10 protein-coding genes are annotated in these 13,252 nt (G+C 62.1%); 1 reads left to right on the top strand and 9 read right to left on the bottom strand.

All coding sequences use genetic code 11. From position 1 onward, the window contains the following. Positions 1 to 67: 67 nt before the first annotated feature. The 9 genes from ACL0K2_RS16205 to glnE form a co-directional block, all read right to left on the bottom strand. The gene (locus tag ACL0K2_RS16205; RefSeq protein ID WP_413043034.1) at positions 68 to 1,492 is read right to left on the bottom strand and encodes a lipopolysaccharide kinase InaA family protein; all 1,425 of its coding nucleotides are present in this window, start codon (positions 1,490 to 1,492) and stop codon (positions 68 to 70) included. Continuing rightward, positions 1,482 to 1,616, bottom strand: coding sequence for a hypothetical protein (locus ACL0K2_RS16200; protein WP_413043033.1), 135 nt, complete (start codon positions 1,614 to 1,616; stop codon positions 1,482 to 1,484). Before ACL0K2_RS16200 ends, ACL0K2_RS16205 begins: the two co-directional genes overlap by 11 nt. After that, positions 1,613 to 2,350 carry a lipopolysaccharide kinase InaA family protein gene (locus ACL0K2_RS16195; RefSeq protein WP_413043032.1) on the bottom strand — a complete coding sequence of 246 codons (738 nt, stop codon included), beginning with the start codon at positions 2,348 to 2,350 and terminating at the stop codon, positions 1,613 to 1,615. The genes ACL0K2_RS16200 and ACL0K2_RS16195 overlap by 4 nt, the downstream gene beginning before the upstream one ends. Continuing rightward, on the bottom strand, positions 2,347 to 3,162 hold the full coding sequence (gene rfaP, locus ACL0K2_RS16190) for a lipopolysaccharide core heptose(I) kinase RfaP (protein WP_413043031.1): 816 nt from the start codon (positions 3,160 to 3,162) through the stop codon (positions 2,347 to 2,349). Before rfaP ends, ACL0K2_RS16195 begins: the two co-directional genes overlap by 4 nt. Beyond that, on the bottom strand, positions 3,159 to 4,280 hold the full coding sequence (locus tag ACL0K2_RS16185) for a glycosyltransferase family 4 protein (protein ID WP_413043030.1): 1,122 nt from the start codon (positions 4,278 to 4,280) through the stop codon (positions 3,159 to 3,161). The genes rfaP and ACL0K2_RS16185 overlap by 4 nt, the downstream gene beginning before the upstream one ends. Beyond that, positions 4,280 to 5,281, bottom strand: a complete 1,002-nt coding sequence (gene waaC, locus ACL0K2_RS16180; RefSeq protein ID WP_413043029.1) for a lipopolysaccharide heptosyltransferase I — start codon at positions 5,279 to 5,281, stop codon at positions 4,280 to 4,282. The genes ACL0K2_RS16185 and waaC overlap by 1 nt, the downstream gene beginning before the upstream one ends. Further along, positions 5,282 to 6,316, bottom strand: a complete 1,035-nt coding sequence (gene waaF / locus ACL0K2_RS16175; protein WP_413043028.1) for a lipopolysaccharide heptosyltransferase II — start codon at positions 6,314 to 6,316, stop codon at positions 5,282 to 5,284. Between the two features lie 81 nt (positions 6,317 to 6,397). Next, positions 6,398 to 7,321, bottom strand: coding sequence for a branched-chain-amino-acid transaminase (ilvE, locus tag ACL0K2_RS16170; RefSeq protein ID WP_045163877.1), 924 nt, complete (start codon positions 7,319 to 7,321; stop codon positions 6,398 to 6,400). 45 nt (positions 7,322 to 7,366) lie between these two features. Further along, the gene (gene glnE, locus ACL0K2_RS16165; protein WP_413043027.1) at positions 7,367 to 10,312 is read right to left on the bottom strand and encodes a bifunctional [glutamate--ammonia ligase]-adenylyl-L-tyrosine phosphorylase/[glutamate--ammonia-ligase] adenylyltransferase; all 2,946 of its coding nucleotides are present in this window, start codon (positions 10,310 to 10,312) and stop codon (positions 7,367 to 7,369) included. 278 nt (positions 10,313 to 10,590) lie between these two features. Here glnE and aceE point away from each other — a divergent pair, with 278 nt between their 5' ends. After that, positions 10,591 to 13,236 (top strand): pyruvate dehydrogenase (acetyl-transferring), homodimeric type, encoded by a 2,646-nt coding sequence (aceE, locus tag ACL0K2_RS16160; protein ID WP_045163879.1) that lies wholly within the window; start codon positions 10,591 to 10,593, stop codon positions 13,234 to 13,236. Positions 13,237 to 13,252: the final 16 nt, after the last annotated feature.

The raw sequence follows: 13,252 nt of genomic DNA, 5'->3' as shown, positions 1-13,252 counted from the left end.
TGAAGCCTGTAGCCCTGCGTTGTAATACACAGCCCGTGGGCATTCTTTTCAGCCTCGGCATTCTGCTTCAGGCCGTCTTCGGTAAACGTTGATCCAGCAGACGGCACAAAACGCTATCTGCCGGCCAGTTGCGCAATAAACGGTCACGATCCTTCGCGAAAGCCTGACGGAACTTAGCCACGCTACGATGCTGACGTAGCGCATCCAGATCGATCAAAGCCCAGCAGCCATCTCGCCAGAGCAGGTTGGTGCCTTTAAGGTCCCCATGGCTGATACGCTCGCGAATCAGGGCAGCGAAAAGTTGCTCCAATGCCAGCAGTTCGCGTTCGGGGGGCGTGGCGTCCACGTAAGGCTCGAAACGCGCGATTATATCCTGCCCACTTACATACTCGGTAATCAGATAACTGCGCCCGCGCAGTCCCCAGCGACGCGTTTCGATTACGGCTAGCGGCTGGGGTGTGGCGATGCCCAGCATATCCAGACGGTGTGCTTCGACCCAGCTGTGCCAAGCTCGGGACGGCCGCCAGCAGCGTTTCAGCCAATGGGCCAGGTTCTTGATGTTGTAGCGCTTGATGACAAGCGCTTCGCCCAGCACATCGACACGCGCAACCGTGGCGCTCCCGCCTTCCTTAAGCGCCGAACCTTCTGCTATGAACTCATCCGGGGCACTTAGTAGGGTTTTCAACTGCGCCTCGCGCTCGCGACGCACCGCGACCAGACCGTGGCGGTCGTGGCGCACACTGAAGGCCGTGCAATCGCGGCCGACCTTTTTCAGATAGTCGGCGAGCCGCTGCCGTCGCGCCGTGCGCACCTTGTCGAGCAAGGCTTCGAGCGCAAGCGCGTGGGTGCTGTTGGCCAGCAGATAGCCCACCAGCAACTCTTCGATGAAGGGTTCCAGCGACGCGGGCAATTGCGCGAAGAACAGCGCGAGGTTGTCCTGTACAAGCTCTCGCGACAAAGGCTCGCCGGGCACTTCGGCGCGAACGCCGCCGCCATCGATCAGGTACAGCCTCCCGTCGTGGCGCATCAGGTTGTCCAGGTGCAGATCGCTCTGCCAGAGCCCTTTCGCATGCAGGTGAGCGATCTCCGCCAGCGCACTGCCCAGCACCGACCGTTGATCGTCACTCAGTGGCAACTGCCGAGATACCTCCAACCATGCTTCATGCAGGCCGCGCGCGCCCTCCAGGAGCTCGAACAACAGCCAACCGCCGGCCCCCTCTTCGAAGCCCTGCTCCAGCAATGCGGGGGTGGTCAGGTGCTGCTCGGCGAGCAACTCCGCGCCATGGCGTTCACGCTCGAAATGGCGGCGCGCGCGGTCACCCACCATCAGTTTGGCCAGCACCGGACGCCCTCGCCACTGCGCTTTCGCTACATAGCGCTGGCCAGGCAGAACGCGTAGCCAGCACGCTATATGCAGTTCGTCAGCGCCCAGCGCGATGCTCAGGGGCAGCGCTGGATGCCGCCCAGCCCGGCGCAATTGTTCAATTGTCACGCGCGAACTCCCGGTGCAAGGCGTCGAAAGGCGATGCGCCGGCCCTGCGCGTGGCACGCATCGGCAGCCCACCAGGACAGGCACAACCCGTGGCACCGGCCAGCTCCCACACGGAATCGATCATTCGCGGCCCTCGAAGTAGGCGAGGATCTTGCGGATCATCTTCTTGTCGCCTGCTGTCATTCGCGTCCGTCTCTGGTAGAGCAGAAAGAAGCGCAAGCGCTGTGTACGGGACAACCTGTAGCGTGCCACCTTGTCCAGGCAAGCCAGGTCCTTGATGATGCGGCGATGGAGAAACGGGCCGCGCCAGAAATCCCCTGACGGGCAATCGATCAGAAACAACTTGCCCGCCTCGTTGACCAGCAGGTTCCGCCATTTCAGATCGTTATGCGCAAAGCGATAATCGTGCAGCGTGCGCGTCGCATGGGCCAGTTGCTCGCTGACCCCGCGCACCCACCGGCGGTCCGCCAACCTCGGGTCACCTGCGCATGCGATGGCCGCCATGTCCGTGGTGCCGGGTACTTCCGAGGTAACCAGGGCGCCACGCTGGAAGAATCCTGCACGACGCTGCATCCCCCAGGCAACCAGCGGCGCAACGGCAATGCCCCACTCGCTGAAGTACTGGAGATTCTGCCACTCGGCTTCGACACGCGGGCGCCCCACGAAACGCCGCAAGCCTTTGCCCGCCGTCCAGTAACGCTTCACGTAGAAGCACTTGCCGGAAATGTTCACACGGATGACCTCGGACAGCGGGTCACTGGCAATCCGCTCGCCATCCAGCGCGAAAACGGCATCCAGATCACCAAACGCATGAGCGACGTCAGCACTTAGCTCGCCGACGGTTTGCCAATCGCTCATTCCTGGGCTCCAGGTGCGTATTTGCGCTGGAAGCGGTTTTGCAACTGTCCGGCCTTGCGCTCCAGACGCGACAGCAGTGCCACCTCATCACGCAAGATCTGGCGCAGCGGCACTTGGAAATAGCCCCTTAGAAATCTCAATTTGTCGCGATTGGTCAGGCCGATGCCCAGCGCTGAGAAATACAAACCAGCCAGGTCCTTGTCGCGCCACCGACGCGGTGTCTCGCGGCGCACCTGGGCACGATGCAGGTCGATCAGCGACAGGCGAAAATCACTGGCGATCACCGGTTTGTCGGTATGCAGCAGGAAGTGGCAGAGGTAGCAGTCGCGATGATTGACACCCGCGCGGTGCATGGTTCCGGCCATACGCGCGACCTCGGCGATCAGTGCGCGCTTGAGTCGGGGCTCAGGTGGGGCTTGTAGCCAATCGGCGCTGTAGTCCTCGAGGCTGATCGTCGGCGCCAGCTCTTCAGTCACGATAAACGAATGCTGAGCTGCAGGATTGCTGCCGCGCTCGCCATAGGCCACCGCCGTCATTGTCGGCACGCCGACCTCGTGCAGGCGCTGGATGGCGCGCCACTCCTGTCCGGCACCGAGCACCGGCAGCTTGGCGGTCGCGAGATTCTTGACGATCTCCGCCCAGCCAATACCGCGGTGGATCTTGACGAAGTAACCGCACCCCTGGACTTCGGTACGCAAAGTGCGCCGGCCGTCGAGCTCACGATAGACCTGGCCCTGAAGCTGCTCGACCGCCTCGAACGGGTCAACGTCCGCCCAGAGCGTCTGGAAGGGCTCGGCAAGGATCAAAATCATGGTCGCTCCGCCAGAATCACATCGGCCGCCCGTACGGGCATGCTGTAAAGGTCGGCGCGGTCAGCATAAGCCAATGCGTTGTGTGCCCAGCGATTGCGCTGCGCGTCATCGGCGAGCATCTCGGCCAGCATGCGATTGAGCTGGTTTTGATCGAACGGGCTGGACACCACGCGACCGCAGTCGGCGTCCGCGATGTAGTGGGCGTAGCCGCAGACATCGGTAACCAGCACCGGCAATCCGGCGACCAGCGCTTCCAGCAGGACCGTTCCGGTGTTCTCGTTATAGGCCGGATGGATCAGCAGATCGGCCCCGAGCAGAAAACGCGGGATGTCGCTGCGCCCCTTGAGGAACTCGACCTGACTGGACACCCCCAGCGTCTTGGCCTGCATCTGGAAGGGTTTCGGATCGTCCTGCCCGATAACGAACAGGCGCACGCGCTTTTTCAACTCGCGTGGGAGCGACGCCAGCGCCTTGAGGCTGCGGTCGAGGCCTTTGGTCTTGAAGCCGGAGCCGATCTGCACCAGCAACAGCTCGTCGCCGCCCAGTGCGAATTCGTCGCGGAACGCCAGGCGAATTTCAGCAGCATTGCTCGGCGCACGCCGATCCTGCGCAATGCCTGGCGGGAGCAGGTGGAAGCGCTCGATGGGTGTCGCGTAGTGTTTGACGAACAGCGGCTGCTGAACCTCGGAAATCATCAGTATTTCGGTCTTTGACCGCGGTTCGAACACCGCGCGCTCGTACTCGGCGAAATGCTTGTAACGGCCCCAGCGACGATAGATCGGATTGCGCAGGGTCTGCGCCTTGTCTTCGAAACAGGGATCGGCCGCGTAGTAGACGTCGAGCCCAGGCATCTTGTTGAAGCCGACCACCCGATCCACCGGACGCTTTGCCAGATCCGCCTCGACCCAGGTGGTGAAGCGCTCGTTACGGGTGTGGTTGAAGATTGCCTTGACCGGCGCGATCAGCACCTCGAAACCGTCAGGCACCTCACCTTCCCAGATCATCGCGTAGACCCGAATGACATGGCCGCGACGCTGGCATTCCAGTGCGATGCGCATGAAGTCGCGCTGCAGGCCGCCGAACGGGAAATACTTGTACAAAATGAAGGCCAGCTGCATCAGGGTGTCTCCGATGACCGTAACAGGGCCTTGAGTTCGCTGGCGACACGCTCGGGCGGCAAGTCGTCGAAGCAAGGTTTGTGGCGATCGCCTTTACCGGCGTTCGGGCCCGTCGCGCACAGGTGCACCTGTGCGCGGCCATAGGCGCCAACGCGGCCCGGCAAGGTGGGGCCGTAAAGCGAAATACTCGGAACATCCAGCGCAGCGGCCAGATGTCCAAGCCCGGTATCGACGGCGACGCAGGCACGCGCACCGGCGATTACCTTAGCGATTCCACCGAGGTTCAGTCTGGGCAATACCGATACGCTATCCAGTCCCTGCGCGATACGCTCGGCACGCGCCTTCTCGTCAGCATTGCCCCACGGCAGGCGGATCGCCCAGCCGAAATCGCTCATACGCTCGGCCAATTCGCGCCAGTAGGGTTCCGGCCAATGTTTGCTCGGCCAAGTAGTGCCGTGCAGAAACAGGAGATAGGGCTGCTCGTTGGGTGTCGCCAGCAGGCTGCGATCCAGCCCGTAATCGGCAGTCGCTTCGGGGACCGAATAACCGAGTGACTGCGCGAACAGCTGCCGCACACGCTCAAGGGCATGCTGATCACGTGGCACGACGTAGCGGCGATCGTAAAAACGCGACGCCAGCGGTTCCCGCGCCGAGTCCCGGTCCAGACCGGCGACCGAGGCTTGAACGTAACGGGTCAGCCAGGCGCTCTTGAGCAGACCTTGTGCATCGATGACCAAGTCATAGCGGGCCTCACGCAGACGCGTCTTGAAGCGGCGCCATTCACCAGAACGAAGCGTTTGCAGGGGATGCTTTCGCCAACGGCGGATCGCCACGGGAATGACCTGGGCCACTGCCGGATGCCAGGCCGGAATCTCGGCGAAGCCCTCCTCCACGACCCAGTCGAACTGAATGCCAGGTATCGCGCGCTGCGCGTCGGTCAACGCCGGAAGCGTATGCACGACATCACCCAACGAGGATGTCTTGATCAACAACACCCTCACTCAACGCACCTCGACCGGCTGTGGCACCAGGCGATCCAGTGCGTCAATCACCGAACGCGGCCCGAGTTCGCGCATGCAGTTGTTGTGACCGAAACGGCAGGTGCGCTCGAAGCATGGGCTGCAATCGAGGCCCAGGCGCACGACCTCGACCTGATCGGATAGCGGCGGAGTAAACGCTGGCGAGGTGGAACCATAGACCGACACCAGCGGGCGGCCGAGAGCGGCAGCCACGTGCATCAGCCCGGAATCGTTCGAGACCACCGCCTCGGCGCACGACAGCAGATCGATTGCTTCAGCCAGGCTGGTTTCGCCGGCAAGATTGCGCGCCTCTTCGCGCAATCCAGGGATCAATCGCTGGCGAATATCCTCGCCCACGGCATGGTCGTTCTTCGAGCCGAACAGCCAAACCTGCCAGCCCTCGCGGATTTTCGCTTCGGCCACCTCGGCGAAGTGCTCGGTCGGCCAGCGCTTGGATTCGCCGAATTCAGCGCCCGGACACAACGCCAGCACGGGCCGATCCATGCTCAGGTCGAAACGCACCAGCGCAGCGTCGCGACTTTCAGCGTCGATGCGCAGTGACGGCCGCGGATAGGGCTTGGGCAGCTCGGCACCAGGTTCGAAGGCCAGCGCCATAAAGCGCTCTATCATCAGCGGATAGCGCTGCTTGTCCAGCTTGCGCATGTCATTGAGCAAGCCGAAGCGCATTTCGCCGCGCCAGCCGGTGCGTTTGGGAATCCCGGCGAAAAACGGCACCAGCGCCGATTTCAGCGAATTGGGCAGCAGGATCGCCTGCTGATACTGGCCTCGCAGGCTTTGCGCAATGTTGCGCCGGGTCGTCATGTCCAGCACGCCGTGCCCCACCGGGAAGCTCAGCGCCTGACGTACTTCTGGCATCCGTTCGAGGATCGGCCGGCTCCACTCGGGTGCGAGCACGTCGATTTGGCAATCCGGATGGCGCTGTTTCAGGCAGACGAACAGCGTCTGCGCCATCACCATGTCGCCGACCCAGCTGGGACCCACAATCAGAATATTCATAAGCTACAAGCCATAGGCTCGAAGCTGGAAGCGAGCGCCGGGGTTATTTCAATCCGGCTTTTTGGCTTCCAGCTTCAGGCTTTATTTGACCAGCGTCCGCCACTCGGCGTGCGCATCGGTCTTGCCAGACACCAGATCGAAATAGGCCTTCTGGATGCGCTCGGTGACCGGGCCGCGACGACCAATGCCGATATTGCGGCCGTCGACTTCGCGAATCGGCGTGACTTCGGCGGCAGTGCCGGTGAAGAAAGCTTCGTCGGCGATGTAGACCTCGTCGCGAGTGATGCGCTTTTCCACCACCTTGATGCCCAGCTCGTCGGCCAGGGTCAATACGGTGCCGCGGGTGATGCCGTTGAGGCAGGCGGTCACTTCCGGGGTGTAGATCACGCCGTTCTTGATGATGAAGATGTTCTCGCCGGAGCCTTCGGCCACGTAGCCTTCCGGATCCAGCATCAGCGCCTCGTCGGCGCCGCCTGAAATGGCTTCCTGCAGGGCCAGCATCGAATTGATGTAGGCACCGTTGGATTTGGCGCGGGTCATGCTGATGTTGACGTGGTGACGGGTAAAGGAGCTGGTGCGCACCTTGATGCCCATCTCCAGCGCCTCGTCACCCATGTAGGCACCCCAATGCCAGGCAGCGACGATCACATGAACTTTCAGGCCGCTGGCGCGCAGGCCCATGCCTTCGGATCCGTAGAAGACCATCGGGCGGATGTAGGCGCTTTCCAGATTATTCTCACGCACGGCGGCGCGGGTCGCTTCGTTGATTTCTTCCTTCGAATACGGCATCCGCATGTTCATGATGTGCGCCGAATCGAACAGACGATCGGTGTGCGCCTGAAGGCGGAAGATCGCGGTGCCAGCCGGTGTGTCGTAGGCGCGCACGCCCTCGAAAACGCCCATGCCGTAATGCAGGGTATGAGTCAGTACATGGGTGGTCGCGTCGCGCCACTGCACCAGCTCACCGTCATACCAGATCACGCCATCACGATCGGCCATCGACATTGTTGCCACCTCGGAATTCGATAAATGCTGTGTTTGCAGACGAGATCAGCTGAGCCCCAGCTCACGCCAGATGCGCATTATTGCGCGACGCTCGTCATGAAATTGGTCCCCACTCACGACCCCGGGCAGTTTTTGCAGTGATTGCCGGTGAGCAGCCGCGCGGTATGCCTTGTAGGCATCCTGCAGCAGTCTGACCTCATCGCCGGTCATCAACCCGGCCTGCTCCAACCCATCGAGAATGCGGATGTTATCGGTATAGCGCAGCAGTTGCGGATGCTGGTGCGACCACGCCAAAGCCGCGTATTGCACCATAAATTCGATATCCACGATACCACCGGCATCCTGCTTGAGATTGAACTCGCCCTCCGCCTCGAACGCTTTTTCGGCTAGGCCCGCCTGTGTCGCACGGGTGCCGAGGTTGTCGCGCATCTTGGCGCGCATCTCGCTGACCTCGCGGCGCAACTGCTCGAGATCGCGTGGTCGTCCGAGCACCGCCGCGCGAACCTTCTCGAAGTCCGCCGTAAGCTGAGGGCAGCCGACCAGCACGCGAGCCCGGACCAGTGCCTGATGTTCCCAGGTCCAGGCTTCCTGGCCCTGGTAGCGGTCGAAAGCGCTCAGCGAACTGACCAGCAGCCCGGAAGCCCCGGACGGCCGCAGCCGCATGTCGACTTCGTAGAGCTGACCAGAGGTAGTCTGAGTGGTCAGCAGGTGAATGATGCGCTGTCCCAGGCGGGTGAAGAACTGGGCGCCGTCGATGGGCTTGACGCCATCGGTTTCGGCGTTGGGATCGCCGTCATGGATGAACACCAGATCCAGGTCGGAGCCGTGGCCGAGTTCGATGCCGCCGACCTTACCGTAGCCGACAATCACGAACGCCGGATCGCACAAAGAGCCGTCCGCGCGCCGCGGCTGGCCGTGACGGGCCACGGTGTGCCGCCAGGCCAGTGCGAGCACCTGCTCGAGAATCGCCTCGGCGAGCCAGGTCAGGTAGTCGCTGACCTTCATCAAGGGCAACGTACCGGCGATCTCCGATGCTGCCACGCGCAGCCGATGCGCCAGCTTGAAATGCCGCAGCGCCTCCATCTGCTGCTCAAGATCGTCTTCGGGAATTCTCGCCAGCCGCTCACGTAGCTCAGCCGTCAGTTCCGGGGCCTGTGGCGGACTGAACAACCGCCCGGCATTGAGCAATTCGTCGAGCAGCAATGGAAAACGAGCGATCTGTTCGGCGATCCAGGGGCTGCCGGCACAGAGCTCCAGCAATCGCTGCAGCGCACCGGGATTTTCCGTCAGCAAGACCAGATAGGCTGAGCGCCGCGCCACGGCTTCGACCAGCGGCAGCACTCGCTCGAGCACCAGATCCGGATCATCTTGCTCGACCGCCTGCGCCAGCAAGCGAGGAATGAAGGCATCGAGCCGCTCCCGCCCGAGGCGCTGCATGGTTCGTACCTGACTACCGCCGCGCAGCGCGGCAAGACGCAGACAGGCGGCCTGGCCATCATGAAACCCCGCCTCCGCCAGCTGACGGCAGGCGAACTCTTCGTCCCAATCCTGCTCCCACAAGGGCAGCCATTCGCCACCGACGAGCGCCTCGCCCTCAGCATTTTCATCTTCGTCGGGATCAGCGATCACCTGATGGAAATGCCAGTCGATCCGACCGCGCCAATGCAACAGGCGTTCATGGAAGGCTTCCCAGGTTTCGAATCCCAGCATGAACGCGACGCGCTCACGGTCGATCTCGCTGTCCGGCAACATTTGCGTCTGGCGGTCATCGATGGCCTGCAGCGCATGCTCGGTGTAGCGCAGGAATTCATAGCCCTCGCGCAGCTCGTCGACGGCGGCCGACGGCAGGTAGCCCTGCCCGGCCAACGTTGCCAGCACCTTGAGCAACGGCCGCTGCTGCAAGCTCAGGTCGCGCCCGCCGTGAATCAGTTGATACGCCTGCGCGATGAATTCCACCTCGCGGATACCGCCGGAACCCAACTTGATGTTCGCAGCCATGCCTTTGCGTCGGACTTCCTGCTGGATCAGCTGCTTCATGCTGCGTAGCGCGTCAATGGCGGAGAAGTCGAGGTAACGCCGATAGACGAACGGCCGCAGCATATCGAGCAGCTCTTTGCCGGCCCCTTGATCACCGGCGACTACCCGCGCCTTGATCATCGCGTAACGCTCCCAGTCGCGGCCCTGGTCCTGATAGTACTGCTCCAGCGCGTTGAAGCTCAGCACCAGCGAGCCCGAGGAGCCGTAAGGCCGTAAACGCATGTCCACGCGAAAGACGAAGCCGTCCAGAGTCGGCGCATCCAGCGCCTTGATCAGTCGCTGGCCGAGACGGATGAAGAACTCCTGATTATCCAGTGACCGTTTGGCACCGACTGTTTCGCCCCCTTCGGGATAGCCAAAGATCAGATCGATATCGGAGGACAGATTGAGCTCGCGCGCACCCAGCTTGCCCATGCCGAGGATGACCATCTGCTGCGCGTCACCGCTGCGCCGTCCGGTCGGCACCCCGAACTGCTCGCAGTGGCGCGTATAAAGCCATTGGTAGGCGAGATCGATACAGGCGTCGGCCATGTCGGACAAATCGCCGCACGTCTCGGCCAGATCCGCTTGACGCGTAAGATCGCGCCAGATGATCCGCACCTGCTGCAGATTGCGAAACCGCCGCAGTTCGTGCCCCAGACTGTCTTCGTCGGCGCACTCGCGGAGTATCTCGGCAAGTGTCGTGCGCATTTCCGCGCCTTGCAGTGATCGCTCCAACAGCCCGGCCTCGGCCAGCTGCAGCAGCATGCCGGGATCTCGGCTAACCTGTTCGCTGACGAAGTCACTGGCCGCACAGACCCGGCCAAATGCCTCGCGACGCGCTGACGGCCAAGCGGCGAATTGCTGCTTCGCCTGCGCCGGTGAGTCGTGAACCGCACTGAGGAACGTCTCCTCGGCACGGGTGACCAAAGATTGGAGCGACGTTGGCAATGCAACCAGTACTGGCAGGCTCATAAAAAGTTCCTTAATGCCTTGATTGGCTGCTGGAGAAGCGGAGGCGCCCGTACTAGAGCAGTTTCCGCCGGCGCCAGCGAGTCAGGCCGAACCGCTGAGATGTAGTTTTACTACGAAAGAATGTTGCAGGGGGCTGAATCAACCGTTGTTTTGTAGTAAAACTACAGAGCCCGGCCCTACCCCCGGCCAAACATCCAAGAACATATACGCACCGGCCCACAAAGCCGGCCGCGAAGCAGGCAACCGATTCTGGAAGCCTTTCCGCCCTGGAGCAAGCCATGCAAGATCTCGATCCCGTCGAAACCCAGGAATGGCTGGACGCCCTCGAGTCAGTACTCGACCGCGAAGGTGAAGACCGCGCCCACTATCTGATGACCCGGATGGGGGAACTGGCCACCCGCAGCGGCACGCCACTTCCTTATGGCATCACCACGCCGTACCGCAACACTATCCCCGTCACCCGCGAAGCCAAGATGCCCGGCGACCTGTTCATGGAGCGCCGCATTCGCTCCTTGGTCCGCTGGAACGCACTGGCAATGGTGATGCGTGCGAACCTGAAGGACCCGGACTTGGGTGGACACATTTCCACCTTCGCCTCCAGCGCGACGCTGTACGACATCGGCTTCAACTACTTCTTCCAGGCTCCTACCGAGGAGCACGGCGGCGATCTGATCTACTACCAGGGCCACGCTTCCCCCGGTATCTATGCCCGCGCTTATCTCGAAGGCCGCCTGAGCGAAGACCAGATGCTCAACTTCCGTCAGGAAGTCGATGGCAAAGGCCTGTCGAGCTACCCGCACCCGCATCTGATGCCCGACTTCTGGCAGTTCCCGACCGTTTCCATGGGTCTGGGGCCGATCACTGCGATCTACCAGGCACGCTTCATGAAGTACCTGGAAAACCGCGGCTTCATTCCCAAAGGCAAGCAGCGCGTCTGGTGCTTCATCGGTGACGGAGAGTGCGACGAGCCGGAAACGCTTGGCGCCATCTCCCTGGCCGGCCGCGAAAACCTCGACAACCTGGTATTCGTCATCAACTGCAACCTGCAGCGCCTGGACGGCCCGGTTCGCGGCAACAGCAAGATCATCCAGGAACTGGAAGGCGTGTTCAAAGGCGCCAACTGGAACGTCAACAAGGTCGTCTGGGGCCGCTTGTGGGATCCGCTGTTCGCCGCCGACGAAGATGGTCGCATGCAGCGCCGCATGGACCAGGCAATCGATGGCGAATATCAGAACTACAAGGCCAAAGACGGCGCTTACGTGCGCAAGCATTTCTTCGGCGCCGACCCGGAACTGCTCAAGCGCGTCGAGAGCATGTCCGACGAGGAAGTCTGGAAGCTCAACCGTGGCGGTCACGACCCCTATAAGGTCTATGCGGCCTACCATCAGGCGGTCAACCACAAGGGCCAGCCGACAGTCATCTTGGCCAAGACCATCAAGGGCTACGGCACCGGTGCCGGTGAGGCGAAGAACATCGCCCACAACACCAAGAAAGTCGATATCGACAGTCTGAAGAAATTCCGCGATCGCTTTGATATCCCGGTCAACGATTCGCAGCTCGAAGAACTGCCGTTCTACCGTCCAGCCGAAGACAGCGCGGAAATGAAGTACCTGCGCAAGTGCCGCGAAAAGCTCGGTGGCTCGCTACCGCAGCGCCGGCCGAAGAGCTTCAGCATCCCGACACCGCCGCTGGAAACCCTCAAAGCCGTCCTCGACGGTTCCGGCGAGCGTGAAATTTCCACCACCATGGCTTTCGGCCGGATCCTGTCGCAACTGGTCAAGGACAAGGACCTCGGCAAACGCATCGTGCCGATCCTCGCGGACGAGGCGCGCACCTTCGGCATGGAGGGGATGTTCCGTCAGCTGGGCATTTACTCGCCGGTAGGGCAGCTGTACGAGCCAGTCGACCGCGATCAGGTGATGTACTACCGCGAAGAGAAGGACGGGCAGATCCTGCAGGAAGGTCTCAACGAGGCCGGCGCGTTCTCTTCCTTCATGGCTGCCGGTACCGCCTACAGCAACTACAACCAGCCGATGCTGCCGGTCTACATCTTCTATTCGATGTTCGGCTTCCAGCGTATCGGCGACCTGGCCTGGGCGGCGGGCGATGCACAGACTCGCGGCTTCCTGCTGGGCGGCACGTCCGGGCGCACCACGCTCAACGGCGAAGGCCTGCAGCACGAGGACGGCCACAGCCACATCCTCGCCAGCACCATCCCCAACTGCCGCAGCTACGACCCCACCTACGGCTACGAGCTGGCGGTGATCATGCATCACGGCATGCACGAGATGATGGAGCTGCAGAAGAGCGTCTATTACTACATCACCGTGATGAACGAGAACTACCAGCAGCCGGCCATGCCGCAGGGTGTCGAGGATGGCATCATCAAGGGCATGTACCTGCTCGAAGAAGCCAAGGGCGACTTCAAGCACCGTGTGCAGCTGTTGGGCTCGGGCACCATCCTGCGTGAAGTACGCGCTGCTGTGGACATCCTCGCTAAGATGGGCGTCGGCGCCGATGTCTGGAGCGTCACCAGCTTCAACGAACTGCGCCGCGACGGCCTGGCCGTGGATCGCTGGAACCGTCTGCACCCAACCGAAGAGCCGCGCAAGACCTACGTCCAGCAGTGCTTGGAAGGCCGCGAAGGCCCGGTTGTGGCCTCGACCGACTACATGAAGCTGTTCGCCGACCAGATCCGTCAGTGGGTACCTTCTCGCGAGTACCAGGTGCTGGGCACCGACGGCTTCGGCCGCAGCGACTCGCGCGCCAAGTTGCGTGACTTCTTCGAAGTCGACCGTCGCTGGGTCGCCGTCGCCGCACTGCAGGCACTCGCCGATCGCGGGGCCATCGAACGCAAGGTCGTGGCCGAAGCCATCACCGAGTTCGGTATTGACCCCGAGAAGCGCAATCCGCTGGATTGCTGATGCTGCGTGCGCACAG

It is taken from the genome of Pseudomonas sp. YJ42 (genome assembly GCF_047225135.1).
Lineage (GTDB): Bacteria > Pseudomonadota > Gammaproteobacteria > Pseudomonadales > Pseudomonadaceae > Stutzerimonas > Stutzerimonas stutzeri_E.
Note: the sequence above shows the minus strand (reverse complement) of the source record. Positions and strands in the feature narration are given on the sequence as shown.